We start from the raw sequence: 25,958 nt of genomic DNA, 5'->3' as shown, positions 1-25,958 counted from the left end.
ACGGGATGACATGCGCCTTCTGAAGATGCACAAGGGCCGGCAGGTGCGCGTGCACCTCGACGGCGTCGTGCTGCTCGGCGTGCTCGTCGACGTGGCCCGCGACTCCGTGTCCCTCGCGACCGTCGAGGCGGCGACGCCGGAGGGGACGACGAAGGTCCCGGGGACCGTGATCGTCGCGTCGGCGCAGATCGTGTTCGCGGCGGTGGTCTCGTGAGCCGGATCGCCTGGCCTCCGGACTACGGTCCGACGGTCCCCGGGAGTGCCGGGGACATGGTCCCCTTCTCGACGGAGAACGGGATGCTGACCCCGGACCCGGGCGTGCCGCTGTCCTCGTGGACGGACGCGGCGGACATGACCGTCGACCGGCTGTTCTCCGTGCACCCGTCGGTGCGGAAGGTGACCTCGTTCATCGCCGCGCAGATCGCGTCCCTGCCGTGGAACGTGTACGAGCGCGGGGCGGACGATGACCGGCAGCGGGTCCGGGAGGGTGCCCTCGCGGACCTGCTCGCGTGGCCGTCGGTCGACCCGCTCGAGACGCCGTTCCGGTTCTGGGAGTCGGTGCTGCTCGACGGGCTGATCTTCGACCGGGTCGCCCTGCAGCTCGTGACGGACGACCAGGGCCGGCCGCGACTGCTGCGGCTCCCGGCGCACACGTGGCGGCCGAAGCTCGACCGCCTGCACCGACTGCGGGCCGTGACCCTGATCGACGGTGACGGATCGACCGTCGACCACGACCCGCAGGAGTTCCTCGTCGACGTGGGGTACTCGCCGCGGACGTCGGGCCGGTCGGCGTCGCCGCTCGAGTCGCTCGCCGTGCCGATCGAGGAATGGCTGAAGCAGGCCGCCTATCGGGCGGAGCTGTTCGAGCGGGGCCCGGCGTTCGGTGGTGTCGTCGAGCGGTCGGAGAAGTGGCCGAACGGCACCGCGCGGGACCGGTTCCTGACCGGGCTGCGGTCGTTCAAGCAGGGCGGCACCCGGGCCGGGTCCATGCTCCTGCTCGAGGACGGCATGACGTACAAGCCGGTGACGGGCATCAACCCGAAGGACGTCGCCGACGTCGAGGCGCGGAAGCTCACCGACGTGGAGGTCGCCGCGGCGTTCCACATCGCCCCCGAGATGGTCGGGGCGCGGGAGGGGACGTTCGCGAACCTCAACGCGTTCCGGACGATGCTGTGGTCGGTGAACCTCGGCCCGTACATCACGGGGCACGAGCAGATGATCGGCCGGCTCGTCGCGATGGTCGAGCCCGGGAAGGGCCGGTACATCGAGGCGAACGTGCAGGCGAAGATGCGGGGCTCCTTCGAGGAGCAGGCGTCGCAGCTGCAGACGTCGATCGGTGCGCCGTGGATGACCCGGAACGAGGGCCGCGCCCGCATGAATCTACCGGCGGTAGACGGTGGGGACGAGCTCATCACGCCGCTGAACGTCCTCGAGGGCGGGCAGGCGTCGCCGACGGACTCCGCACCGCCGCCGAAGGCCGGGCTCGTGCGCCGCATTCCCGACGACGTCATGGCGGAGCTCCACGCGCTGGGACGTGCGCGCGAGGACATCCTCGTGCCGTCGCAGAAGACCGACGACTCCGGCGGCGACGACCGGGACCGGGACGAGGTCGCGGCGCTGCTGCGCCGGCACTTCGACCGGCAGAAGCTCGCCGTGTCCCCGCTGCTCGCCGGCGGGGCCGACGAGTGGTGGGACGCCGACCGGTGGAACAACGAGCTCGCCGCGGACCTGTACGACGCGGCGATCGCCCTGTCCTCGACGGTCGGGGCGGTCGTGGCGACCCGGCTCCGGCCGGACGCCCGGTACTCCGTCGCCCGGACCCTCGCGTACCTCGAGGCGGTCGTCGCCTCGCGGGCGGAATGGATCAACGACACCACCCGCGCGCAGCTTGCAACTGCGAAAGCGGAGGGGGCCGACCCGGCCGGGGTGTTCGACACCGCGGCGAAGGCCCGCTCCGTCGCGGCGGCCGGCGCTTTCGTCGCCGGCGTCGGGTCGTTCGCCGCCCACGAGGCGGGCCGGCAGAACCTCGGGTCGAAGGCCCGGAAGACGTGGGTCACGCGGTCGAACGACCCGCGGGACACGCACGCCGCCATGAACGGGGTCACCGTCGGCATCGACGCGGTGTTCCCCAACGGCATGAAGTGGCCCGGCGACTCCGCCGGCGGGGCCGACGAGGTCGCCGGATGCCAGTGCGGCCTGGTCATCACCCCCGAGAACTGAGAACCGAAGGAGGCCGTCATGCGGTGGAAGGGTGTCTCCCTCGTGGGGACGAAGGCAGGTCCCGACGGGGGCCTCGACGAGGGCACGTTCGAGGCGTACGCGTCCGTGTTCGGCAACGTCGACTCGTACGGCGACGTCGTCGTGCAGGGCGCGTTCGCGGAGTCGCTGAAGGACTGGGACGCCTCCGGGCTGTCCCTCCCGCTCCTGTGGGGGCACAACTTCGCCGATCCGGACTACAACATCGGGCACGTGGTCGAGGCCGTCGAGGACGAGCACGGGCTGAAGGTCCGTGCCGCCCTCGACCTCGAGTCGCCGAAGGCCGCGCAGGTGTACCGGCTGCTGAAGGCCGGGCGCGTGTCGCAGATGTCGTTCGCGTTCGACGTGCTCGACGGTGCGCCGGCGGAGAAGGACGGCGAGGACGTATTCGAGCTGCGCCGGCTGAAGCTCTACGAGGTATCCGTCGTGCCGATCGGCGCGAACCAAGAGACGGAGGTGCTCGCCGTGAAGGCGGCGGCGGAGCACATGGCGGCCGGGCTCGAGGGGGCCCCGCTGTCGACGAAGACGATCGACGCACTGCGAGGGGTGCGCGATTCGATCGACCGGGCGATCCGCTCGGTTGGTCCCGACGAGAAGTCCGGCAACACGGCGGACGGTAACGGGGAGGCGGCCGGGGTCGGCCGTAACCCGGAGGCCGACCCGGGCGCGGCGGCGCGGCGACTCGTGGACCTCGAACTGGCAGGACTCACCACCACCGACCCGGAAGGGGCATGACCATGGGACTCAAGGCCCAGCGCGCCGCCGCGCTCAAGGCGGCACAGGACATCGCGGCGAAGGCGAAGGCCGACGGCCGGGACCTCACCGACGACGAGCTCTCGACGATCGACGCGAAGGTCGCGGAGGTCAACGAGCTCGACCAGAAGATCGCCGCCGCGGCGAAGTCCCGCGCCTCGATCGACCGTCTCGCCGGCCTCGCCGGCGACGAGGGCGACGAGGGCGAGACTCCCGGTGGCGACGCCGACGAGTCCGGCATGAAGTCGGCCCGCTCGTTCGGCGAGCGCTTCACGAAGTCCGCCGCGTACGGCGACTTCCAGAAGGCGTTCCCGACCGGTGTCGGCTCCGGCTCGCCGGTGAACATCGGCCGCGTGAAGGTCGGCACGCTCGCGGAGCACATGGGCGGGCGCGGGCTCGGGCAGAAGGCCCCGCTCACGTCCCCGCAGGCTCACGTGCAGCCGACCCGGTTCCCCACCCTCGACCTCGTCGACCGTGACCGGCTGACGTTCCTCGACCTCATCTCCCGCGGCTCCGCGGCCGGTGCGTTCGAGTACGTGCAGATCGTGTCCGTCGAGCGGAACGCCGCGATCGTCCCGGAGGCGACCTCCGGCACCGACGCGGCCGCGCTGAAGCCCACCTCGGGCCTCACCACGGCCATGGCCGACGCGAAGCCGTACACCTACGCGGACGGCTACGACGTCACGAACCAGCTGCTCCACGACGCCCCGGCGTTCGCGTCCTACATGAACCAGGAGCTCGGCTACTCGCTCGACTCCCTCATCGAGGACAAGCTGCTGAACGGCACCGGCACGAACGGCGAGCCGAAGGGTCTGCTCAACACGACCGGTGTCCAGCAGGCGGAGTACGCCGCCGCCGCCGACGTCATCGAGCAGGTGAAGGCCGTGCGCCGCGCGATCACCCGCATTACCCGCCTCCCCGGCGGCACCGTGCAGGCGATCGTCGTCAACCCGGAGACCGCCGCGGAAATCGACCTGCTGCAGGACGCGCAGGGCCGGTTCTACGGGCAGGGCCCGTTCTCGTCCGGTCCCGGCACCCTGTGGGGCCGGCCGATCGTCGAGTCGGAGCGTGTCGAGGCCGGGCAGTACATCCTCGGCGACTTCAAGCAGGTGGCCCTGCTCGACGTCGAGGGCCTGTCCGTGCTGGCGTTCAACCAGCACAAGGACTACGCGCAGCGGAACATGACCTACGTCCGCGCGGAGCTCCGCGCGGAGCAGGTCATCTGGAAGCCCTCGCGGCTCCTCACCCTCGGTGAGGCGGCGGCCTGATCATGGCCGGCGACGACGTGATGGTCGTCGTCGACGGTGTGCGGGTCCGGCGTGACGAGGCGGACGCCCTGGGGATCAAGGTCCCCGGGGCGTCCGCCCCCGCGCCGGCCCCCGAGACCGACGACGACGCGAAGCGGCCCGCCCGGAAGCAGCGGACGGTGCCGAACAAGCAACGGACGGCCTCGAACAAGTAGGGGGTCGGCATGGAACTCGTCGAGGAGCCGGAAGGCCTCGTCATCCTCCCGCCGCTCGCGAAGGGCGAGCAGATCGAGGCATGGACCGAAGGTGAGGTCGCGACCGACGACCCGCGGCTGGGGCTGCTCCTCGCCGGGGCGTCGGCAGCGGTGCGGAACTACTGCGGGTGGCACGTCGCGCCGGTCGTGCGGGACACGCTCACCGTCACCGACCACTACGGCGGCGGGCAGCTCGACCTGCTCGTGCCCACGGGGCACCTGCGGGACGTGACCGCCGTCCGCGTCGACGGTCGCCCCGTCGAGCGGTACGCGTGGGACGCGACCGGTGCCGTGTGGGCCGGTCCGCTGTCGTCCGGCCCGCACCGGGTCGAGGTCGACGTCGAGCACGGCTGGCACCTCTCGGAGGTGCCGGCGCTCGCGTCGATCGTGGTGCAGGTGTCCGTCGTGGCCCTGTCCTCGCCGAAGGGCGCGACCCGAGAACAGGCCGGGCAGGTGTCCGTGTCGTGGGCGCAGACGGCGATCGGTGTGTCCGGTGGCCTGACGCTCCTCGAGCGGGACCTCGCGGTGCTGGACGGGTACCGGATCGGAGGTGCGCCGTGAACCTGGCCTCGTGGGCGAACGACCGGGCGACGGTGACGGTGCCCGGCACGTACGAGGAGCGCGGCGACGTGCTCGACGACTGGGACGCGCCAGCGGCGGTGTTCCCCCTCCGGGGCCTGTTCGAGCCCGGGCCGGGGGACGTCGACCCGGACGCGTACGCCGTGTCGATCACGGGGACGTTCCGGGCGCGCGGCGGCCGGGAGGTCCCCGCGAAGGCGCGCGTCGACGTCGAGGGGTTCGGGACGTACGGGCTCGCGTCCGACGGGCAGCGTGTCCGCTCGGCGACCGGGGCCCTGAATCATGTGCTGCTCGTCCTCACCCGGTGGGAGGTGCGCTGACATGGCGAAGGGTCGCATCCGCTGGGAGCTCAACAAGGCCGGCGTCGCGCGGCTGCTGCGATCGCAGGGCGTGCAGGACGACCTCCGCGACCGTGGGAACAGGATCGCGACGGCCGCCGGGGCCGGGCATCGGGCCGTCGTCTACCAGGGGCACGACCGTGCCCGTGGGCGCGTGATGACGACGACCGCGAAGGCCGACGAACGGCAGGCGAAGACGCGGTCACTGTCCCGGGCGATCGACGCCGGGCGGGGGTGACGGCATGGCGGAGGTGACCCGGTTCCCGGACACCCTCGACCTGCTCCGCGCGTACCTCGCGGACCGGCTCGGCGTGCCGGCCGGGACGCGGCTCCCGGCGACCTGGCCGGCGGGCGGGTTCCTCGAGCTCGACCGGACCGGTGGTGTCCGGACGCGCCTGTCGGAGGACGTGCAGATCGACCTCGCCGCGTGGCATCCCCGGTCCGGTGCGACCGCGGAGCGGATCGCGGGGGAGGCGGTGTCGGAGGTGCTGGCCCTCGAGGGCGGCCGGCTGGGTGGCTGGCAGGTGCTCGACACCGGCAATCCGGGGGGCGTCGCCTCCCGGGCAGACGAGCGGTTCCCGGACATGGCCCGGGCGATCGCGATGGTACGGCTCCGCGTCCGCGGGGTCTCTCGATAGAGAAGGAGGCACCCCTCATGGGTGTGAAGGTGAAGCTCGCGGACGCCCGCGAGGTCGGAGACAAGAAGTACGCGGCCGGCGACGTCGTCGAGGTCGAGGCGAGCGACGCTCGGCTCCTCGTCGCGCTCGGCGCAGGGGGGCGTGTGAGCGACGACGAGAAGGCTGCGGCCGGGGAGGCCGTCCCGGACGCCGTCCCCGGTGCCGCCGACGAGTCCAAGGACAAGCCCGCCGCCGGTGACGAGCCCGCGGCGGACGACAAGGGCAAGGCGAGCACTGCTCGCCGGAAGGGCTGACCATGACGAAGAACCTCGACAACATCAAGCTGTACGGCGGCGAGGACTCCGCCGTGCTGTTCGCGTTCAAGGGGGCCGGGTTCACCCTCCCGCAGGGGCTCGACGATCCGATCGACACGAAGTTCCAGGACCTCGGCTGGCTGAACGAGGACGGCGTCGACATCGAGGTGTCCGTCGATTCGGGCGAGATCGTCGCCTGGCAGGGCGGCACCTCCGTCATCTTCCCGGTGACCGGGTCCTCGAAGGCGTTCAACTTCACGGCGATGGAGGACACCCCCCTCGTCGCGAAGATGTTCTACGGCGCGTCCGATCCGATCGCCGCCGGCGACGGTGTGGCCCGGATCAACCTGCCCGGGTCCATGACCGCGATCGAGGGCGCGGCGATCGTGAAGACCGTCGCGTTCGACGTGACGAAGTACTACGTCGCGCCGCTCGTGTCGGTCACCGACCGCGGCACCGTCGGGCACAAGAACAGCGACCCGACGACGCACCAGATGAAGCTCGCGATCCGTGGCGACGCCTACGTGATCACGAACCACCCCGCCTACGTCGAGGCCGTCGAGGCCGGCGCGGGCGAGTGATGACCGGGGCGCGGCGGGGCCCGGCTCCCGTCCCGTCGCGCCCCTCTCACCTTTCGGGAGCCGAACACGATGGGAGCAAACATCATGGCAGCGAAGACGAGCAGCACCGCGGAGAAGGCGAAGGCGGCCGGGGCGAAGGTCCCCGGCGACCACGAGGACACCGCGGCCCCCGAGAAGAAGATTCGGAACGTGCGGGTCCTGTCCGACGAGGTGACCCTCGAGTGGGACGGCGACACGTACACGATCGACCGTGAGGCGATCGACGACGTCGACTTCGTCCTCGAGCTCGAGCAGGGCAAGCAGGTGTCCGCCGCCGTGCGGCTCCTCGGCCCGGAGGGCTGGTCGACGTTCAAGGCGACGCACCGCGAGGGGACCCGCGTGCCCTACTCGGAGGCGGAGGCGTTCCTCGTCGCGCTCCTCGAGCAGCTGCAGAAGGTCGCGAACTCGGGAAACTGATCGCCCTCGCGTACTTCGCGCACCACCACCGAACCGCCCTGGTCGCTGACCTGTGGCGGTTCTATCACGTGGACCTCGCGGAAATGTACGCCGGCCGGATTCGGCCCGGCGTCGTGGCGGCCCTCGTCGATCACCTGCCCGCGGCGTGCGCCGTGGGACGGGAGCTCGGCGGGGCCGCCGCCATGTCCGACGAGTGGCACGCGATCGCCCAGCTCGACCTGACGGTCCGGCGGGCCGTGCGCGCCGTGGCCGGCGGCAAGGGCGACGAGCCGAAGGCGTGGGAGCTCCCGGAGGGCGTCCGGGATCGGGAGGCGCGCGTCGCGCGCGAGGCGGAAGCGAAGCGGCGGTGGCACGAGCGTGCCGCCGACCGGGAACGACGGGCCCGGAACGGTGAGGCGATGACCCTCCGGGACCTCTGACAACTACATAAAGGGGGCCACCGGTGGCGGACATCGAGCTCGCGCGGGCGTACGTGGAAATCATTCCCGTGACGAAGGGCATCTCGCAGAAGACGAAGGAGGAGGTCTTCCCGAACGAGAAGGACGGCGAGCGTGCCGCCCAGAAGTCGGGGAAGTCGTTCTCGAGCCGTCTCGGCGGGCTGCTGAAGAAGTCCGCGCTCGGCGTCGGTATCGCCGCCGGTGGTGTCCTCGCGACGTCCCTCGCGAAGGGCTTCGGTCGCCTGTCGTCGATCGAGAACGCGGAGGCGAAGCTCCGCGGGCTCGGCAACTCGGCGCAGGACGTCTCCTCGATCATGGACAACGCGCTCGGCGCAGTGTCGGGGACCGCGTTCGGCATGGACGAGGCGGCGACGACCGCCGCGGCCGCCGTCGCCGCCGGCATCAAGCCGGGCAAGGACCTCGAGGGGTACCTCGGGCTCGTCGGCGACGCCGCGACGATCGCCGGCACGTCCATGTCGGACATGGGGTCGATCTTCAACAAGGTGGCGACGTCCGGCAAGGTGCAGGGCGACGTGTTCGCGCAGCTCGGCGACAAGGGCATCCCGATCGTGTCCCTGCTGTCGGAGCAGATGGGGGTCTCCGCGGAGGAGGTCTACAAGCTCGGCGCGGCCGGCAAGGTGTCGACGGACGACTTCCTGTCGGCCATGTCGTCCATGCAGGGTGCCGCCCTCGAGGGTGGCAACACGACCTCCGGCGCGTTCAAGAACATGGGTGCGGCCCTGTCCCGCTTCGGTGCGACGCTGCTCGGCGGCGTGTACCCGCTCATCGGTCCGTTCTTCGGGCAGATCACCGCGCTGATCGACGGGGCGTCGAAGGCCGTCGGCCCGTTCCTCGACGCGCTCACCCCGAAGATGCAGGCCGCGGCGACCGCGGCGCTCGGCTACGTCTCCACGTTCACGGAGTCGATCGGCGGCATCCTCGAGGTGATCGGCTCCGGCGCGTTCAAGCCCGAGAACTGGGCCGACGGCGTCGAGGAGGACTCGGCGCTGGTGCGGGTCGCGTTCGCGATCCGGGACGCGTGGCAGACGGCGTCGAGCGTCGTCGTGACGGGGATCGGGTACCTGCGGGCCGCGTTCGACGCCGTCGCCCCCTACGCCGTGTCGCTGTGGGGATGGTTCTCGGAGCTGTCCGTCGGGGCGAAGGCCCTGTTCGTCGGCTCCGGGATCGCCGGCGGGCTCGCCATGTTCGGGAAGCTCGGGTCGACGCTCGGCGCGCTCGGCGGGAAGGTGAAGGGGCTCCTCGGGCCGCTCGGCCGGTTCGCGCCCATGCTGCGGTTCCTCGGCGGCCCCGTCGGCCTGATCGTCGGCGGGCTCGTGACGCTCATCGCGACGAACGACGACGTCCGCGCGTCGTTCGGGAACCTGCTCGAGGTGCTCTCCGGGGCGCTCGGGTCGACCCTCGAGACCCTCGTGCCCGTCGTGGCGGACCTCGCGGTCGCCATGGGGCCGGTGCTCGCCGCGGCGGCCGTCGCGCTCGGCGGGGCGCTGCAGGCCGCCGCCCCCGTCATCGTCACCATCGTGAACGGCCTCGCGGGCCTGATCGAGTGGCTGTCGCCGGCGCTCCCGCTGATCGTCGGCGTCGGCGGTGCCGTGTTCGGGCTCGTGAAGGTGTTCGGGGTGCTCGCGCCCATCTTCACGACCGTGTTCGGCGTGGTCACGAAGGTGATCGGCGTCGTGACGAAGATCGGCCCGCTGTTCACGGCCCTGACCGGTCCCGTCGGGTGGATCGTCCTCGCGGTCGGTGCGCTGAGCGTCGCCCTGTGGGCCTTCTTCACGAAGACGGAGACCGGCCGGCAGCTGTGGGCGACGATCTGGGGTGGCATCAAGGCCGCTGTCCAGGCCGTCGCCGATTGGTTCATGGGGACGGCGCTGCCGGTGCTGCAGGCCGCGTGGGACGGGATCGCCGCCGGGGCCCTGTGGCTCTATCAGAACGCGATCCTCCCCGCCTGGTCGGGCATCCAGACGGCGATCGGTGTCGTCGCCGATTGGGTCACCGGGACGCTCGTGCCCGCGCTGCAGACGGCGTGGGACGGGATCGCGGCGGCCGCGATGTGGCTGTGGCAGAACGTCATCACGCCGGTGTGGGAGGGCATCCGCATCGCGATCGCCGTCGTCGTGACCGCGATCGGCCTGTACATCGACCTGCTGAAGTGGTACTTCGCGAACGTCATCGCGCCGGTCGCGCTATGGCTGTGGAACACGATCATCGCGCCGGCGTGGGCGGGCATCCAGACGGCGATCGGTGCCGTTGTCGCGTGGGTGCGTGACGTCGCGTGGCCGATCCTGAAGGCCGCATGGGACACGATCGCCGGCGCGGCGACGTGGCTGTGGCAGTCGGTGCTGAAGCCCGCCTGGGACGGTATCCAGGCCGCGATCGCGAGCGTCATCACGTGGGTGACGACCATTGGCTGGCCGGCATTCCAGCTCACCCTGAAGTGGATCGGCGACGCCGCAACGTGGCTGTGGAACAACGTCATGCAGCCGGTGTGGTCCGGCATCCAGGCGGCAATCTCCGCGGTCGTCGGATGGTTCCGGGACGTGGCCTGGCCGATCGTGAACGCCGTCATCGGGTACCTGAAGAACTCGTTCGAGGGCTGGAAGACCCTCGCGCAGATCGTCTGGGACGCGGTCCGGACGGCCGTGCGGGTCGTCGCCGACTGGCTGACCAACACGGCCTGGCCGACGATCCGGAACGTGATCGACCGGCTGAAGGACGGCTTCGCGACCATGCGAGACCGCATCTCGGACGTCTGGTCCGCGATCCGGAACAAGATCATCGAGCCGGTCGCGGCATGGTTCCGCGACACCATCAAGCCGCTGTTCGACACGGTCACGGGTGGGGTCGGGGACGCGTTCTCGACCCTCCGCGACACCGTCGAGGCGGTGTGGAACGGCATCCGGGACAAGGCCAAGGAGCCGGTCCGCTTCGTGGTCGAGGACATCGTCCGCGACGGCATCGTGAAGAAGTACAACGAGGTCGCGAAGCTGTTCAAGGTGCCCACGGTCGACGAGGGCAAGTTCACCGTCGGGTGGGCGACGGGCGGCTACACCGGCCCCGGCGCGAAGTACGCGCCCGCCGGCGTCGTCCACGCCGACGAGTTCGTGATCCGCAAGGAGTCGCAGAACTCGATCCGGAACGCCGCACCCGGGTACCTCGACGCGCTGAACCGGCACGGAGCCGCGGCGCTCGGCGGCTACGCGAGCGGCGGCCGGGTGCTGCACTCGGCGTCCGACATCTCGTCCATCCCGCACGAGGGCATGACGATCACGTCGACGTACCGGGCGGGCGCTCGGACGGCAGGCACCGGGTCGACGTCGCTGCACGCCCTCGGGCGCGCGGTCGACTTCGCCGGCACCGCGTCGGCCATGCGGTCGTTCTTCAACTACGTGAGGGACAACTTCCGGGTCTCGGAGCTCATCCACACCCCCATGGGTGGCCGGCAGCTGTCCCGTGGCGGCATCCCCCGCTCGGACTTCCCGGCGAAGACGAAGCGGATGCACTACAACCACGTGCACGTCGGCGGCTTCGCGAACGGCGAGGAGCCCGGGGACAGCGGCTCCTCCTGGTGGAACCCGTTCGACGGCCTGTGGGACTCGCTGAAGGACCGGGTCCGGGACGGCGTCGGCGACGGCCCGTTCGCGGACATGCTGTTCGCGTTCCCCGAGAACGTCATCGGCAGCGCGGTGTCGTGGGCGAAGGACGCACTGTCCTCGCTCGGTGACTTCGCGACGGACACGGCGGGCACCGTCGCCGGGGCGGCCCGCTGGACCGGGGTTGCGACGGAGGCGCTCGCGCGTGAGGGGCAGCTCGGGCCGAAGCGGCTCGCCGCGCTCCTCGCACGGATGAACAAGGAGTCCAGCTACAACCCGCGGGCGATCAACCTCACGGACAGCAACGCGAAGCGCGGGACGCCGTCGAAGGGCCTTATGCAGGTCATCCAGCCGACGTTCGATGCGTACCGGGACCGGTCGCTGTCCAGCGACATCTACGACCCGCTCGCGAACATCGTCGCGTCGATCCGCTACACCCTGTCGCGCTACGGCGACCTCGAGAAGGGGTGGGGCCGGGCCGGCGGGTACTTCGGCGGCGGGCTCGTGCAGGCGGGCCTGTACGACAACGGCGGCTGGCTGAAGCCGGGCGGCGTGGCCGTGAACCTGTCGAACCGTCCGGAGCCGGTGTTCAACGGTGCGCAGTGGGACGTGCTCGCGAAGTCGTTCGAGGACCAGGACCGGCGTGGCCGGTTCGGGGACGTGAACGTCTACCCGCAGGTGTCGGAGGGCGACGGCGATCCGACGACGTTCGGGCGGAGGGTCGGCGAATCGCTCGACCTGCATCTACTCACGGTGGAGGTGGGCTGACGTGGCGGTCACGAGCGCGACGATCGAGTGGGGCGGGGTGCGGGTCGACTTCGACTCGGACGCCGTCCCGGATGCCGGCGTGCGCCTGGTCCTGCTCGACGTCACCGGCTGGTACGGCGGCGTCGGCGTGCGCACGGAGAAGACGGACCGTGTCGGGCACGGCGGCTGGGCCGGGCGGGCATGGCGCACCGGCCGGTCCATCACCGTGAAGGGACACCTCGAGGTCACCGACCCCCGAGAACGGGACCGAGTCATGCGTTCCCTGTCCGCCGTCCTGTGGGACGGCGAGGAGGGGACGCTGACGGCGACCGTCGACGGGCTCACCCTCTCGTGCCCGGTGAAGCTCGACGGGGAGCCGGGGATCGTCCCGGACGGGATCGCGTCGGCGACCGTGCAGCTCCCCCTCTACTCGCCGGACCCCTGGCTGTTCGGGGAGGAGCGGGTGCACTTCACCCGGCCGGTCGAGGCGGGCGTCGGCCTCGTCTTCCCGTTGTTCACGCCGGCCGGGGTCATGTCGTACGGGTCGGCGCTCGCGGAGGACGGGCAGGTCGTGAACCGCGGCGACGCGGACGCGTACCCGTCGTTCCTCATCGTCGGGGACTTCCCCGGCGGGTTCCGGCTCACCGTCGACCGGAGGTCCGTCGAGTGGCCGTGGCCGACGACGAAGACCGCGCCGGTGCAGATCGAGTCGGCCGGGTCCGTGTGGATCGGGTCGGCGAACGTAACGAAGCAGGCGACCCTCCGCGAATGGCCAAGGATCGGCCCCGGCCGGGCCGTCACCCCGTCGCTGACCGCGCTGCAGGGCGGCGACGGCTGGTGCGAGACCCACCACCGAGACACCTACATCTGAGAGAAGGGGGCCCTCATGGGCTACGCAATCGGCAAGGCCGCCGCGGCAGACGGGACGGGCACGACCCCGGAGGACTTCCAGCAGTGGCTGTGGTCCCTGTACCGGTCGGACAAGCCGTCGATCGCACGCGGCGGCGTGGTGACGGGCACGTCGAGCATGGCCTACGCGGTCGCGCCGGCGGTGCTGGTGGTCCCCGCGGGCGACTCGCGACGGCTGGTCGTCCCCACCGACCGGGTGACGGTGCCGACGGCGGCCGCGCCGTCCTCGGGCAGCCGGACGGACATCATCTACGCCGGGTCGGACGGGGCGATCAAGGTCGGCACGTCGCTCCCGGCGAACAACGTCATGCTCGACCGGCGGACCGTGCCGGCGGGGATCACGGCGACGACGGCGACGACGTCGACGCTCGGTGATCGACGGTTCGCGCCGCTCGTGGGTGGGTCCATGGGTCGCCTCATCTCGTGGGAGGAGTCCGTCGGCCACGGATACCACATGCCCGTCGGTGTCGTCGAGGTCATGCGGAAGACGATCACGCTCGAGGAGGACCGCCTGATCGACTGGCGCTTCTTCCAGACGCTCGCGCTCGAGGACACGGCGGACGGTGTCTGGTCGTCGATGAAGTGGGACCTCCTGATCAACGGCAACGTGCAGCGGTCGTGGGAGATGAAGGTCGAGAACATCGCGGAGACGAAGTACTTCAACATGAACTCGTCGCTGACCGCCGGCACACACGTCGTCACCCTCCGCCGGTCCGTGAAGCGTGACTCGAAGAACGCGATCCTCTACTACAAGGGCGCGTCCGGGAACTGGCCCGGCACGAACTTCTCGGCTGTCGACATTGGGGCGCTCGCGTGACCTGGTCGGCGTACCTCGGGCGGACGATGACCGGCGAGGTGGGGCCGAAGCTCGACGTCACCTCCGGCACCCTGAACATGGCGCTGAACGACCACGACGACCTGACCCTCGTCATCGCGCGGGACTCCCTCGACGGGGTCGAGCCGGACTTCTGGCGGGTCCGCGCCGGCGCGCTCGTCATCACGTACACCGACGCGCACGACGTCGAGCGGCCGGTGACGGTGTGCGCGGTGTCGGATCCGCCGGCGGAGAACCGGGCGGCGGGCACCGTGACGCTGAAGGGCAAGGGGCCCGGGTGGCTGTTCGAGCGGCGGGTGCTGCTCGACAAGGAGTACCCCGTCGCGACGGCCGGCGACGCGCGGAAGGCGACGATCCGGTTCCACGGGGACACGTTCCCGTCGATCATCGGCGAGGTGCTCCGGCTGGGCATGGCGAAGCGGAACGGGTACCTGCCGCTCGTGACGCCCCCCCGAGAGACGGGGAAACGGGTCCGGACGTACGCCGGCTGGAACTTCGCGAACAACGAGGTCTGGAAGCGGGTCAAGGAGATGACGGAGGTCATCAACGGCCCGGACGTCGCGTTCCGCCCGGAGTGGGCGAACGAGCAGCGGACCGCGTTCCGGTGGCGGCTGACCGTCGGCACGGAGGCGCAGCCGACGCTCCCGCAGGAGAGAACGGTGCTGTGGGATGCGACGTCCGTCGACTCGTCGGTGTCGTCGATGACGGTCACCTCGGACGCGACGGGCATCGCGCACCGCGTCTACACGACCGGGGCGGGGGAGGGCGCGGCGATCGCGGTCGCCGTCGCTGAGGTCGCGGAGCTGTCGGAGTACATGCCGTTCGTCGAGGTGGTCACGTCGGACGCGGACGCGGAGCAGGACGACGCGTCGGGGTCGTCGGCGCTGCTGAAGTCGAAGGCGGAGGCGCGGCTCGCAACGGAGGCCCTCGACCAGGTGTCCCTGACCGTCAACGCGGACTCGTCGGACGAGCCGATCGGCACCTGGTGGTGCGGGGAGCTCGCGGTCGTGAACGCGGAGGGGTGGCTCGACGTCCCGGACGGGGAGCACCTGCTGCGGGTGATCGCGGCGAAGTACACGTACGGAAGCGACGTCGTGGCCCTCGAGTGCCAGGCGGACGCGCTCGGAGAGGAGCTCGCATGGTGAAGCGGCGGAACCTGAAGCCGGACTCGAAAGCCGCCATGGCGGACCTCGTCCGCCGGCTGAACGACCGTGCGGCCGCGCTCGAGACCCGCCCGCATGGGGTGAAGGACCTCGGCGAGACGGGCGACGCCGTGTGGACGGACCCCGAGTCCGGGGAGGAGTCCTCGGTCCGCGAACTGCCGGCGCTGATCGACGAGACCGCGCTCGCGATCGAGGCGGCGAAGAAGGAGCTCGAGGAGACCCGCGAGGACCTCGACGGGGCGAAGGGCGACCTCGAGGCGGAGCGGATCGCTCGGGAGCAGGCGTTCGCGGAGGCGGCCGCTGCGCTCGCGGAGCTCGAGGGGCGGCTCGAGGATGGGCCGTCGACGTCGGACCTCGACGCGATCCGGACGGACCTCGCGGCGGCGCGGGCGGTCGCGGACTCGGCGACGACCGCGGCGACGGAGGCGAACACGGCGGCGCTCGCGGCGTCGCAGGCGGCGCTCGAGGCGGCGGGGATCGCCGCGTCGAAGGGTCGGGTCATCGTCTCGGAGACGGAGCCGACCGGTGCGGACCGGACGCCGTCGAACATCTGGATTCGGCCGGTGCCGGATGACCCCGCGACGGAGGTCGTCGAGTCGGCGGTCACGTACGTGTACCTCGAGGCGTCGGACGAGTGGCAGGCGACGACGTCGTCGGAGCTCGCGCAGGCCGCGCAGAACGCGCTCGACGCGCGGGAGGCGGCGCAGCAGGCGCAGCAGCGGGCGGACGCGGCGGTGTCGGCGGCGGCGACGGCGCAGGCGGCGGCGGAGGGCGCGCAGCGCACCGCGGAACAGGCGACCCTCGACGCGCGGGACGCGTGGAACTCGGCCGTCGCGGCGGGGGACGCCGCGGCGGCGCTCCGTGCGGACATGGCGGCGGGGCCGTCACTGTGGGCAGACCCCAGCTTCGAGCGGGGAATGGGCCCCCTTCCCGGCCCGTACCCGGGCAAGATCGAGCGGTCGCAGGAGTGGGCCGCGTCCGGGTCCTGGTCGGTCAAGTACACCGCATCCGGGAACGCGGGAAACAACTACGGGGCCTATTTCTTCGGCGCTCTCACCCCCGGGCATTGGTACGCGGTGAGCGCGACGGTACGCGCCGGGGACCACGAGCAGCAGTGGATCACGACCTGGGACGCGCGCACTGCGCAGAATGGTGCAGGGCCGATGATCGGCTACGTCATCTCGGGGACCAACGGAAGGATCACGGTCCCTGCGAACTCGACGTCGACGGCGACATGGTTCTTCCAGGCACCGGAAGGCGCTCTCGCTTACCGGGCGTGGGCCGGCCAGGCGGCGGCCTACAACAAGGCCGAGAACGCCGGCCAGGTCGTGTACGTGGACGACTTCCGCTTCGTGGACGTGACGGAGACCTACCCTCGGCTCGTCGCGGCGCAGGCGGCAGCGGACGCCGCGCAGGCTCGCGCCGATGCGGCGATGACGGAGGCGGCCTCGAAGGCGACGCCGGCGCAGGTGACGGCGGCGGCGTCCGCCGCGGAGGCCGCCGCGAAGACGGCCGCCGCCGCCGACGCGCAGGCGAAGGCCGACGCCGCGAAGGCCGCGGCCCTCGCCGGCGCGGCCACGGACGCGGCATCGAAGGCCGCCGCCGCGCAGGCCGCCGCCGTCGCCGCCGCGTCCGCCGACGCGAAGACGAAGGCGGACAAGGCCCTCGCGGATGCGCTCGCGGCGCTCGCCACGGCTCGCGGGCAGATCACGGCGGAAATCAAGACGTCCGCGAACGGGAAGAACGCGATCACCGTCTCCTCGGCGGCGGCGTCTTCGTCGACCCCGGGCGTGGTCGTCGGGGACACGTGGTGGCGGGTCGACGGGTCCGGGAACATCTACGGGCAGTGGACGTGGACCGGGTCGCAGTGGTCGCCGCGGACGGTCCGGTCGGAGGTGATCGCGAACCTCGACGTCGGGAAGCTCGTCGTCACCGGATCGTCGCGGTTCACGGAGGCGGTCGTCGACCGCCTGTTCGCGGACATCTTCGCGGCGCACAAGATCACGGCCGGGGAGCTCACCATCGCGGCCGTCGGCCCGGACGGGGAGCTCGTCGCCGACTCCGTGCGCGGCGTGCACATCCAGGACGGCACCGTCTCGGCGAACAAGCTGCTCATCGTCGGCGACCCCGACGACCCTGACGAGGTTGGGCTCGTCGCGCGCATTGCGGCGATCATGCAGCTTGCCGTCGAGCACCTCGTCGTCACCGACGGCGCGACGATCGACGCGGCGGTGATCCGCAAGCTCGCCTCGGAGATGGTGACCGCCGGCGTGATCCGCACGTCGGAGACCGGGCAGCGGGTCGTGATCGACAAGGGCGGCGTCGTCCTCATCGGCCTGGACGACGACGGCTTCGAGTACGAGCTCGTGCGGCTCGGTCCGTCGGGGGAAAACCTCCTCACGATCGGTGACACGACCGTCGCTCCTGACGGGATCGCGACGCCGTCGCTCGAGGCGGGGATGGTCACCGTCGATGGGCGGGACGTGGCGACGATCGTCGACGACGGGGCCCGCGGCGTCGTCGCGTGGGCGTACTCGACGTCGAACACGGCATGGGACGGCACCTCCTCGGAGGTCGACCGGATGCGCCTGTCCCTCCTGCTCCGCCCGGACCGGATGTACTCCGTGACGCTGGACCAGCGGCTCGTCCGCACCCGGTCGGGAGCGACGGGCCTCCGCATCGTCGAGCGGCTCCGCTACAACGCGACCGACGTGTCCAAATCCGGGCAGCTCGCGATCTACGTCGGTTCCCAGCCCGCGTCCACCATCACCTATTCGATGGCCGGATTCACTGGCTGGCTGTCCACGGCGGACCTCGGCATCACGGAGGACACCCCCGTCCAGATTTGGTGGTCCACGCAGGGTGTCTCCGGGCGGGATTACCGGTTCGAGGGGTCGCCTGGGCAGGCGATCCGCATGACCATCCGCGACGAGGGGCCGACCGTCGGCTCCTCGGGGATGTCCTGGTTCAACACGGGCACCCCCGCGGAGGGCACGGCGGACGCCCCGCCGGCGACGGTCGAGAAGGTCACCAGGACGGAGAAGTTCGCGGCGACGCGGGCGGAGTCGTGGAACAAGGGCGCGTCCTCGTTCCTGTCGGACAAGGCGGGGACGGTCTACCAGGGCAAGTACCCGAACGTGCCCGCGCGCGAGGGCGCGTGGTGGTTCAACTCGCTGAACGGCAACCTGTCCGGAGCGACGATCAAGAAGGTGCAGCTCCGGTTCTACGTGACACACACGTACTGGGGTGCCGGCGGCACGGTCGACATCCGCCTCCACGGGAAGACCAGCTTCACCACGGGCGGCCTCGACACGTCGATCCGGACGCTGAAGGTCAAGCGGAACGCGCAGTACTCGATCGACGTGCCGGCGAACTACCTCGACGGCTTCCGGTCCGGGACGTGGCGGGGCTTCGGCCTGTCTACCGCCTCGACGAACCTCGAGTACTACGTGCAGGCCCGCCTGGCGAACGCCGAAATCTGGATCACTTACGAGAAGTGACCGCAACCGGGGCGGGCCTCACCACGAGGCCCGCCCTCTCACCACCGCCCCCGAGAGCACATCCGCTCCGGGGGCTTCGTCGTGTCCGGCGGGTGCCGGGCCGGAAGGGAGCAGTCCATGTCCAGCAACCGGGACGCGCAGATCGGGCGAGTCGTCGACGTCGCCCGCGCGGAGGTGTCCAAGAGCTCGGCGGAACATCCGCGGGGCTCGAACCTCACGAAGTACGGGAAGTGGTACGGCGTGAACGGGGTCGCGTGGTGCGCGATGTTCGTCTCGTGGGTCATGGCGCAGGCCGGGCTCGACGTCGGCATCTACGGGCCGCGCACCGCATGGGTGCCGGACTACCGGGTGTGGGCGCGTGCCCGCGGCCGCTGGTCGGCGGGGAAGTCCGACGTCCGCGTCGGCGACATCGTCACCTTCCGCGGCGGGAAGCACGTCGAGCTCGTGATCCGCGTGTCCGGGAAGCGGTTCTGGACGGTCGGCGGGAACACGTCGTGGAAGGGGCGCGGGGGGTCGTTCGCGGACGGCGTCTTCGTCGCGGAGAACGAGCGGACGAACGACACCGTCGACGGGACGCTGCATCCGTTCTACGGGGTGACGGACTCGATGGTCCGTGACGCGCAGGCGGTCGTCGGCGTGAAGGTCGACGGGGACCTCGGCCCCGGCACCATCGCCGCCGTGAAGGCGTGGCAGAAGGCGAACGGGCTCACCGCCGACGGCATCCCCGGCGCGGACACGTGGCAGCGAATGAAGGGCGCGCCGGCGGACACGCCCGCCGCCCCCGCGAAGCCGGCGGCGACGAAGCCCGCCGCGACGAAGCCGGCCCCCGCCCCGGCGGCCGCCGCGAAGGCCCCCGCGTTCCCCCTCCCGCGGCGGAAGGGCGCGATGTTCTTCTACGGGCCCGCGTCCGGCGGGAAGACCAGCGTCTCCGGGACCGGGCTCAACACGGCGGTGCCGGCGGACGTCTACCGAGACAAGAACGGTCGCTGGCACTCCCGCGGGCTCGCGAAGTTCCAGGAGCGGCTGATCGCTCGCGGCTGGAAGGAGCTCGAGCGAGACGGCGCGGACGGCCGGTACGGCGACACCATGGCGAAGGTCGTCAAGCAGTTCCAGAAGACCGTCGGGCAGCCGCAGGACGGGAAGGTCGGCCCCGAGACGTGGGCCGCCGCGTGGGAAGCGCCGGTGAAGTGATGCCGTACCCGCCCGGAATCGGATCGCGTGCCGCCGGGGCCGCCGTCGGGGTGCTCGTCGCTGCGGCCGGCACGTGGGTGCTCATGTCGCCCCCGCGATCGTACGAGGCGCTCGGCCTCGCCCTCACGACCGCGTGGGGCGTGTTCCTCGCGCTCGGCGGGCTGCTCCTCGCGCTGGGGTGGGTCGCCCGGTCGTACAAGCTCGAGCTCCCCGGCGTCGTGCTCGTCGCCGGCGGGCTCGCGATCTACGCGTTCCTGTCCTGGCAGCAGACATTCGGTGACTCCCTCGGATCGGGGCCTCGGGCCCTGCTCATGACCGGCGGGATGATCCTCGCCGCCGTGCGGCTCCGGGCGCTGCTGCGGGTGTCGACCGACGCGCGGTGGGCAGCGGAGGCGAGGATCGAGTGAACGTGGACAGCGAACTCGTCATCGCGATCATCGTCGCTGCCACGTCCGGCGGCGGCGTGGCGGCCGTCTACAGGGTGTGGGTGGACAAGCGGAAGGGTGCGCGGGACGCGGACGCCGCGGAGGCGGCGACCGCGATCGACGGGTTCCGGTCGCTGGTCGACTCGCTCCGGGGGGAGGTCGACCGGCTTCGGAAGGACCGGGAGGACGACCGGGCGCGCATTGACCGGATCGAGAAGGACATCGTCTTCGAGCGGGACCTCCGCTGGTCGGCGATTCAGTACGTGCGGGTGCTGCTCACTTGGGTGTCGCAGCAGCTCCCCGGCGCGATCCCGCCCAGCGTGCCGGCGGACCTCGCCGCGTTCATCGTCTACACGCCGCCCACTGCATCCACCGACGAAGGAGAGACCGAACCGTGAACACGCACAAGGGCCTGCCGACGCAGGTCGCTCATCCCTGGAAGGCGACGCTCCGCACGGTCGTCGCGTACGTCGTCGCGGTCGTGCCGGTGCTGCTGGTCGCGATCCCCGTCGTGCAGGACGAGCTCGGCCCGTACCTGCCGGACGCGTGGGTCGCGTGGCTCGGCGGCGTGGTCGCCGTCCTCGGCGCGATCGTCGCCGCGGCGACCCGGATCATGGCGCTCGAGGCGGTGCAGGACCTCCTCGCGCGGATCGGCCTCGGGACGGGCGTCGAGAAGGAGTGACCTCGCCCCCCGAGAACAGCGAAGCGGCCCTCTCCCATCATCGGGAGGGGGCCGCTTCGCCATTCCTACTTCGTTCGAGAAAGGAGCTTCTTAAGCCATTCGAATCGACCGCTATTCGCCTCGGGTGGCGACTCCTTGCCCACTATTGCGATGGCGCGCAACTGGGTAGTCGCCTTCTCGATCGACTTTACAATATCGCCGTAAGGTCTTACGTCGACGAAAGTTGTACTGAGATAGGGTTGGAAGTCTATTACAATGCTATCTGAAATTGGTCTGTACCGGGGGCCGCCATTGAACTTCGAGCCCACGCGCGCCCTGTATTGGAGCTTTACCTCGAAGCGATTGGCACGGTCAGGAAGCCCTTTTCGGTTCCCGGCTTTCGTCTCCCAGATGGTGGACCATTCGTCGCCGGGCGCAAGCATCGGCAGTTCCTGGGGTGGGCGAAATCGCTTCGGAAATGTCAGCGACCATAGGGGCGGGGCGCTATCGACGGTGATCTGATATGCCGCGGTTCGCCCGTAGTTCTTAATGTAAAGCTCCACGGCGGTTGGTGTCACACGTCGCAAGCCAGCCACTACGTATGGCCTGGCTTCCTCGAAGCGGAGAGCCTTCGCCTGCACCAAGGATAGTATCGCGGTAATTCCCGTGAGAACCGCAATTACGGCGACAATCCAGCTCGCAAGGCCCTCGTAGGTCGAGGTGACGTCGAGCAGTCGTTGCGGCCAGCCGTTCATGAGGCGCGTTTCGCGGAAGACCGGACGGCGGCGGCGAACTTCTGCGCTTTCGCGACGTCCTTGCGGTCGACGGTGACGAGCAGGGTCGTGTCGGTGGACTCGACGACGAGGAACTTCTCGCCGCCGGTGCGCTTGCGCCACGCGAGCGCGAACACGCCGACGAGAACGAGGCGGGTCGCGGTGATCCGTGCCTCGAGGTCTGCGCCGTCCTCGACGGTCACCGACGTGATGGTGCCCAGCGGGGCGGACTCCTTCGTCATGCCGTGGACGTGGTCGACCGCGTCGGGGTAGAGCTGCAGCTCGCCGTCGGTGCCCTTGAAGCGGGCGGAGGGGAGGGTCGACCACTTCCGCTTCGCCGGCGCGGCGGGCGCATCGTCGGGCGGTGGGTTCGCGGGGGCCTTGACGGCGGCGGCGAGGTCGCGCCACGCGTCGCGGACGGACGGGCGGGGCTTGCTGGGCATGGCGGGCTCCTTCTGTGGCGGGGTTGTCCGATCGTATGCGGTGGAGGCGACGGTCAGCGCCGGTCTCAGTGGAGGGTGTTCGGCTCGACGAACACGGTCTTGGACACGGGGAGGACGACGGTCTCGCGCTCGCCCTCGAGGCGGAACTCGACGACGCGGCGGAAGTTAAGGTCGATGCCGGGGGTCGCCTCGAGGACGAGGGCGGGGAACAGCACGGCGGGGAAGACGGTCAGCTTCTCGCCGACGACGACCTCGTCGGCGCGGACGCGGCCGGTGCGCTCGGTCGGGGTGGTGGTGGCGGTCATGTCGGGCTCCTCGTGGCGGTGGGGCTGTACTGCTGTACCCCCTCATCGTAGCGGATAATAGACGCACCGTCTAGTAGTGGTAGACGGGCGGCGGGGGTGCTCGAGGAGGTCGCGAGGTTCCGACCGGGGGGCCGTTTAATGGCCGGAAATGGTCCAGGCGGGCGGTTGCTGCACCGCAGGTCGCCGTCCCGAGAACGTAAACGTCTCGTCTTTAGTGGCAGCGGAGGCCGTCTATTCGGAGCGTCTTCGCTGGTAGACGAACGGTCACGAAATAAATACATGGGAACCCGGAGGTCGTAGGTTCAAATCCTGCCCCCGCTACGAGATAGGACCCCTGGTCAGCAACAATGCTGATCAGGGGTTCTTGGTTTGCCCCGAATTCGGTGACCTATACGCAAACCTTTCCGTAAGATCTCGGCCTGAACGCGCGGGCGTGTCGTAGGACCGCTTGGAAAGGTGGAGATGTTCTCGGACTCGGCGTCGAGCCCCGACGACACCCCGGGGCTGCTGCGCCGGGCGCGCGGGAGTGCCGGGTACTCCGTCCGCACCGTTGATGGGCCTCCTCGCGAGCGGACTACACAGCGTCGAGAGGTTCGCCGTCGCGCCCGAGGCGTACTGAGCGTCCTTCGGTCCACCAGTGTGGAAGCGGCTGACCCGCTGGTTCGACTATTGCGAGCGCGTGGGGGACTGCCGCGCGCCGGAGGACGGTCCTGCTCTGGCAGGATGTGCGCATGACCATGACGTCCGCGCCCGCGCCCCGCACCTTCGTGTTCATCGGCGACTCGATCACCGACTGCAGCCGCTCCGAGGATCCCGAGGGCCTCGGCTTCGGGTACGTGCGCCTGCTCGCCGAGCACTTCGCCGCCCACGAGCCCACCGCGACCGTGATCAACCGCGGCAACAGCGGGAACAAGGTCCTGGACCTGCGTGACCGCTTCGACGCGGACTGCCTGGACCTGCGCCCGGACGTCGTGACGATCTACGTCGGCGTCAACGACGTGTGGCACGGCTTCACCCGCGGCGAGCACGTCTCCGACGAGGACTTCGAGGCGGACTACCGCTTCCTGCTCGACCAGCTCTCCGCGTCCCGCCCGGGCCTGCCGGTGCTGCTCGTGCTGCCCTTCGTGGCGGACGTCGACGAGGAGAAGGCCGGGTACCACGGGGAGCTGGATCGCAAGATCGCGATCATCCGCACGCTCGGCAAGGAGTTCGGTTCCGCGATCGTCGATCTGGAGGTGGTGCTCGAGGACGCCTGGGCCGTGGGGCACACGCCCGCGAGCATCGCCCAGGACGGCGTGCACCCCACGATCGCCGGCCACCGTCTGGTGGCGGACGCGTGGCTGGACGTCTTCGGCACGCTCGACCACACGGTCGCCCGCCGCTCCTGAGCCCGGAGCTCCCGCGCCGGGCTCCTGGCGCGGCGCGGCATCGTCGGCCGCGGAGGGGCGCGCTCAGCGCAGGGGAGCGGTGACGTCCACGGCGAGGAAGCCGCGGCGGAAGCTGCGGGCGTCGACCCGCAGCAGCGCGGCAGGGCGCACGGGGTTGCGCAGCAGCACGTGCCCGGTGCGCGGATCGGCGTCGACCACGGCGAAGACATGGTTCGGCGGCAGCGGTCCGTGCTCGGTCCTGACGCGCGGGCTCAGCGGATGCGTCGACGCGGTGATCGCGCGGTGCTCGGCGCGCCAGCGGCGGATCGTGCCGGCGTCGGGGGAGCGCAGCAGCATCCGCCCGCGGCCGCCGGTGAGGATCTGGAGTCCGTAGCGGGCGAGCCCCCGCTGCAGGAAGCCGTACCCTCCGGCGACGTGCTCGGCGATTGCCTTCTCGAGCACGCCCACCCAGCCGGGGCCGTGCCCGTCGATCCGTCCGAGGAGGAAGCGGCCGTGCTCGTCGACCGGGAGGGAGCGGTCCACGCGCAGCGGCGGCGCCCCGGGCAGGGTGACGAGCACGGCGCCGTCCGCCTGCTCGGCGAGCAGGGCGCGCAGGCGCTCCGGCGCGGTCTCGTGGACCGCGAGCATCGAGGCCATCACCCAGCAGTCGCCGAGCATGCCCTGCCGGGGCCGGCCCGGCGCCCACAGGGGCGAGTCGTCCTCCCGCAGCACGACGGCGCGCGCCCCTCCGGGACGGAGGAGCGCGCGCAGGCCGCGGCGCCAGGTGAGGATCCGCGGCGCCATCTCAGCGGCTCGGGGTGGCCGGGGTCAGTGCTTCTCGGCGGGGACGACGCCCTGGCCGGTGCGCTCCATGACCTCGTGGAACCACGGCTGGGAGACGTCGAAGGCCTTGTGGCCGGCGACGCGGGAGAACTCGATCGCGCGCAGCACGTCGCCCTGCTCCTCGTCGTGGCCCACCAGGCCGGAGCCGCCCTCGAGGGCGACCTGCACGGCGAGATCGGTCATCGACTTGATCAGGCGCAGGTCGTCGGCGTTCGCCTTCGCGGAGCGCGAGAAGTAGCCGGACTTCTGGACCATGACCTTCTCCGCGCCGAGCTTCTCCGCGAACTGCTTCGCGAACCACTGGCCGGGGTTGATCGTGTCGAGCTTGACGTGGCCGAAGGGGTCCTTCTCGGGCTCCTCGCCGCGGGCCTGCATCTCCGCGACGATCTCGGGGATGCCGGCACCCTCGGAGAGGAAGATGTTGACGTTGCCGACCTCGTCCATGACGGTGCGCAGGCGCGCGGCCTCGGCGTCGATGTCGAGCTTCAGCTCGGGCAGGAACACGGCGTGGACGTCCCACTTCTCGGCGGAGAGGCCGATCTGGGAGAGCCACTGCTGGCGGGAGTGCCACTGCTGGTAGTAGCGGGCGGCCTCCGCGGTGAGGTAGCCGCAGGCACGGCCCATGACCTCGTGGATGATGAGCATGCGCGGGTTCGAGCCGTGCTCGGCGAGTACGTTCTGAGCGAAGAGGCTGGACTGCTCCGCGGCGGTGCGCGCACCGAGGGACTGCTTGACGGGGACGATGTCGTTGTCGATCGTCTTGGGCAGCCCGACGACCTGCAGCGGGTAGTCGTTGTCCGCGAGGTACTTCGCGAGATCCGCGGCGGTGGTGTTCGTGTCGTCGCCGCCGATCGTGTGCAGCACGTCGACGCCGTCCGCCTGGAGCTTCTTCGCGGCGACCTCGAGGGCGTCCTCGCCCTCGGCGATGAGGCCGCGCTTGACGAGGTCCGCGGTGTTCGTGAGCTTCACGCGGGAGTTGCCGATCGGCGAGCCGCCGAAGTCGTGCAGCACGTGCGCGTTCGCGCGCACCGTCTCGTCGACGACGATCTTCTCGTCGGAGAGCAGGCCCCAGTAGCCGTGCTTGTAGGCGATGATCTCGACGTCCGGCACCAGCTCGGTGTAGCGCTCGATGAGGCCGCCGACGGCGGAGGAGAGGCACGGGGCGTAGCCCCCGGCGGTGAGCAGTGCGACGCGCTTGACGGTCATGAGGCAGGTCCTCCGAGGGTCCGATGGCAGGCGCGCGGCGGACCCTCCCGGGTCCCGGCGCGCAGGTCGCTCACATCGTAGCGGGGGCCGCTCCACGGATCCCGTCCGTCCGAGCGGCGTCGGTGCACGGCCGTCGCGCGTCGCTCA

At 70.9% G+C, this 25,958-nt stretch carries 28 protein-coding genes; 23 read left to right on the top strand and 5 right to left on the bottom strand.

What is annotated here, in order from left to right:
- Nucleotides 1–10 precede the first annotated feature (10 nt).
- The 22 genes from ABD080_RS13420 (at nt 11) to ABD080_RS13315 (ending at nt 20,895) form a co-directional block, all read left to right on the top strand.
- Nucleotides 11–214 (top strand): hypothetical protein, encoded by a 204-nt coding sequence (locus tag ABD080_RS13420; protein WP_343905572.1) that lies wholly within the window; start codon nt 11–13, stop codon nt 212–214.
- An 83-nt stretch (nt 215–297) separates the two neighbouring features.
- Nucleotides 298–2,220, top strand: a complete 1,923-nt coding sequence (locus tag ABD080_RS13415; RefSeq protein ID WP_343905570.1) for a phage portal protein — start codon at nt 298–300, stop codon at nt 2,218–2,220.
- An 18-nt stretch (nt 2,221–2,238) separates the two neighbouring features.
- Complete coding sequence (locus ABD080_RS13410; RefSeq protein ID WP_343905568.1) at nt 2,239–2,991, top strand: HK97 family phage prohead protease; 753 nt, start codon at nt 2,239–2,241, stop codon at nt 2,989–2,991.
- Nucleotides 2,988–4,277, top strand: coding sequence for a phage major capsid protein (locus tag ABD080_RS13405; protein ID WP_343905566.1), 1,290 nt, complete (start codon nt 2,988–2,990; stop codon nt 4,275–4,277). Before ABD080_RS13410 ends, ABD080_RS13405 begins: the two co-directional genes overlap by 4 nt.
- A 2-nt stretch (nt 4,278–4,279) precedes the next feature.
- Entirely contained in the window at nt 4,280–4,471 is a 192-nt protein-coding gene (locus ABD080_RS13400) for a hypothetical protein (RefSeq protein WP_343905564.1), read from the top strand.
- A 9-nt stretch (nt 4,472–4,480) separates the two neighbouring features.
- A complete protein-coding gene (locus ABD080_RS13395; protein WP_343905562.1) occupies nt 4,481–5,071 on the top strand; it encodes a hypothetical protein in 591 nt (196 codons plus the stop codon).
- Nucleotides 5,068–5,409 carry a hypothetical protein gene (locus ABD080_RS13390; RefSeq protein ID WP_343905560.1) on the top strand — a complete coding sequence of 114 codons (342 nt, stop codon included), beginning with the start codon at nt 5,068–5,070 and terminating at the stop codon, nt 5,407–5,409. The genes ABD080_RS13395 and ABD080_RS13390 overlap by 4 nt, the downstream gene beginning before the upstream one ends.
- Before the next feature lies 1 nt (nt 5,410).
- The gene (locus ABD080_RS13385; RefSeq protein WP_343905558.1) at nt 5,411–5,665 is read left to right on the top strand and encodes a hypothetical protein; all 255 of its coding nucleotides are present in this window, start codon (nt 5,411–5,413) and stop codon (nt 5,663–5,665) included.
- A gap of 4 nt (nt 5,666–5,669) precedes the next feature.
- The gene (locus ABD080_RS13380; protein ID WP_343905556.1) at nt 5,670–6,065 is read left to right on the top strand and encodes a hypothetical protein; all 396 of its coding nucleotides are present in this window, start codon (nt 5,670–5,672) and stop codon (nt 6,063–6,065) included.
- A gap of 17 nt (nt 6,066–6,082) precedes the next feature.
- The gene (locus ABD080_RS13375) at nt 6,083–6,358 is read left to right on the top strand and encodes a hypothetical protein (RefSeq protein WP_343905554.1); all 276 of its coding nucleotides are present in this window, start codon (nt 6,083–6,085) and stop codon (nt 6,356–6,358) included.
- Between the two features lie 2 nt (nt 6,359–6,360).
- Nucleotides 6,361–6,939, top strand: coding sequence for a hypothetical protein (locus ABD080_RS13370; protein ID WP_343905552.1), 579 nt, complete (start codon nt 6,361–6,363; stop codon nt 6,937–6,939).
- A gap of 84 nt (nt 6,940–7,023) precedes the next feature.
- Nucleotides 7,024–7,395: a hypothetical protein gene (locus tag ABD080_RS13365; RefSeq protein WP_343905550.1), complete on the top strand. Its 372-nt coding sequence runs from the start codon at nt 7,024–7,026 to the stop codon at nt 7,393–7,395.
- Nucleotides 7,396–7,463: 68 nt separating this feature from the next.
- Nucleotides 7,464–7,814, top strand: coding sequence for a hypothetical protein (locus tag ABD080_RS13360; RefSeq protein ID WP_343905548.1), 351 nt, complete (start codon nt 7,464–7,466; stop codon nt 7,812–7,814).
- Between the two features lie 23 nt (nt 7,815–7,837).
- A complete protein-coding gene (locus ABD080_RS13355) occupies nt 7,838–12,211 on the top strand; it encodes a tape measure protein (protein WP_343905546.1) in 4,374 nt (1,457 codons plus the stop codon).
- Nucleotide 12,212: 1 nt separating this feature from the next.
- Nucleotides 12,213–13,061: a hypothetical protein gene (locus ABD080_RS13350; RefSeq protein WP_343905544.1), complete on the top strand. Its 849-nt coding sequence runs from the start codon at nt 12,213–12,215 to the stop codon at nt 13,059–13,061.
- A 15-nt stretch (nt 13,062–13,076) separates the two neighbouring features.
- Nucleotides 13,077–13,916, top strand: coding sequence for a hypothetical protein (locus ABD080_RS13345; RefSeq protein WP_343905542.1), 840 nt, complete (start codon nt 13,077–13,079; stop codon nt 13,914–13,916).
- Complete coding sequence (locus tag ABD080_RS13340) at nt 13,913–15,079, top strand: hypothetical protein (RefSeq protein WP_343905540.1); 1,167 nt, start codon at nt 13,913–13,915, stop codon at nt 15,077–15,079. The genes ABD080_RS13345 and ABD080_RS13340 overlap by 4 nt, the downstream gene beginning before the upstream one ends.
- A complete protein-coding gene (locus tag ABD080_RS13335) occupies nt 15,073–18,597 on the top strand; it encodes a hypothetical protein (RefSeq protein ID WP_343905538.1) in 3,525 nt (1,174 codons plus the stop codon). Before ABD080_RS13340 ends, ABD080_RS13335 begins: the two co-directional genes overlap by 7 nt.
- Before the next feature lie 117 nt (nt 18,598–18,714).
- Nucleotides 18,715–19,788 carry a peptidoglycan-binding protein gene (locus ABD080_RS13330; RefSeq protein WP_343905536.1) on the top strand — a complete coding sequence of 358 codons (1,074 nt, stop codon included), beginning with the start codon at nt 18,715–18,717 and terminating at the stop codon, nt 19,786–19,788.
- A gap of 83 nt (nt 19,789–19,871) precedes the next feature.
- Entirely contained in the window at nt 19,872–20,195 is a 324-nt protein-coding gene (locus ABD080_RS13325) for a hypothetical protein (RefSeq protein WP_343905534.1), read from the top strand.
- Nucleotides 20,192–20,611: a hypothetical protein gene (locus ABD080_RS13320; RefSeq protein ID WP_343905532.1), complete on the top strand. Its 420-nt coding sequence runs from the start codon at nt 20,192–20,194 to the stop codon at nt 20,609–20,611. The genes ABD080_RS13325 and ABD080_RS13320 overlap by 4 nt, the downstream gene beginning before the upstream one ends.
- Nucleotides 20,608–20,895: a hypothetical protein gene (locus ABD080_RS13315; RefSeq protein ID WP_343905530.1), complete on the top strand. Its 288-nt coding sequence runs from the start codon at nt 20,608–20,610 to the stop codon at nt 20,893–20,895. The genes ABD080_RS13320 and ABD080_RS13315 overlap by 4 nt, the downstream gene beginning before the upstream one ends.
- A gap of 65 nt (nt 20,896–20,960) precedes the next feature.
- Here the strand turns inward: ABD080_RS13315 and ABD080_RS13310 are convergent, their stop codons facing one another.
- From ABD080_RS13310 to ABD080_RS13300, 3 genes are all read right to left on the bottom strand, one after another.
- Nucleotides 20,961–21,629: a hypothetical protein gene (locus tag ABD080_RS13310; protein ID WP_343905527.1), complete on the bottom strand. Its 669-nt coding sequence runs from the start codon at nt 21,627–21,629 to the stop codon at nt 20,961–20,963.
- Nucleotides 21,626–22,090 (bottom strand): hypothetical protein, encoded by a 465-nt coding sequence (locus ABD080_RS13305; RefSeq protein ID WP_343905525.1) that lies wholly within the window; start codon nt 22,088–22,090, stop codon nt 21,626–21,628. The genes ABD080_RS13310 and ABD080_RS13305 overlap by 4 nt, the downstream gene beginning before the upstream one ends.
- Nucleotides 22,091–22,155: 65 nt before the next feature.
- Nucleotides 22,156–22,395, bottom strand: a complete 240-nt coding sequence (locus ABD080_RS13300; RefSeq protein WP_343905523.1) for a hypothetical protein — start codon at nt 22,393–22,395, stop codon at nt 22,156–22,158.
- Between the two features lie 731 nt (nt 22,396–23,126).
- On the opposite strand from ABD080_RS13300, the gene ABD080_RS13295 reads away from it, so the two are divergent.
- Nucleotides 23,127–23,783, top strand: coding sequence for an SGNH/GDSL hydrolase family protein (locus ABD080_RS13295; protein ID WP_343905520.1), 657 nt, complete (start codon nt 23,127–23,129; stop codon nt 23,781–23,783).
- A 63-nt stretch (nt 23,784–23,846) separates the two neighbouring features.
- Here ABD080_RS13295 and ABD080_RS13290 read toward each other — a convergent pair whose 3' ends face one another.
- Nucleotides 23,847–24,566 (bottom strand): C2 family cysteine protease, encoded by a 720-nt coding sequence (locus ABD080_RS13290; protein WP_343905518.1) that lies wholly within the window; start codon nt 24,564–24,566, stop codon nt 23,847–23,849.
- Nucleotides 24,567–24,590: 24 nt separating this feature from the next.
- Nucleotides 24,591–25,811 carry a pyrophosphate--fructose-6-phosphate 1-phosphotransferase gene (locus tag ABD080_RS13285; protein ID WP_343905515.1) on the bottom strand — a complete coding sequence of 407 codons (1,221 nt, stop codon included), beginning with the start codon at nt 25,809–25,811 and terminating at the stop codon, nt 24,591–24,593.
- Between the last annotated feature and the right edge of the window lie 147 nt (nt 25,812–25,958).

Origin of the sequence: Brachybacterium rhamnosum (assembly GCF_039526185.1) — a bacterium.
Lineage (GTDB): Bacteria > Actinomycetota > Actinomycetes > Actinomycetales > Dermabacteraceae > Brachybacterium > Brachybacterium rhamnosum.
The sequence above is the reverse complement of the archived record's forward strand: the minus strand, read 5'-3'. Positions and strand labels throughout refer to the sequence as shown.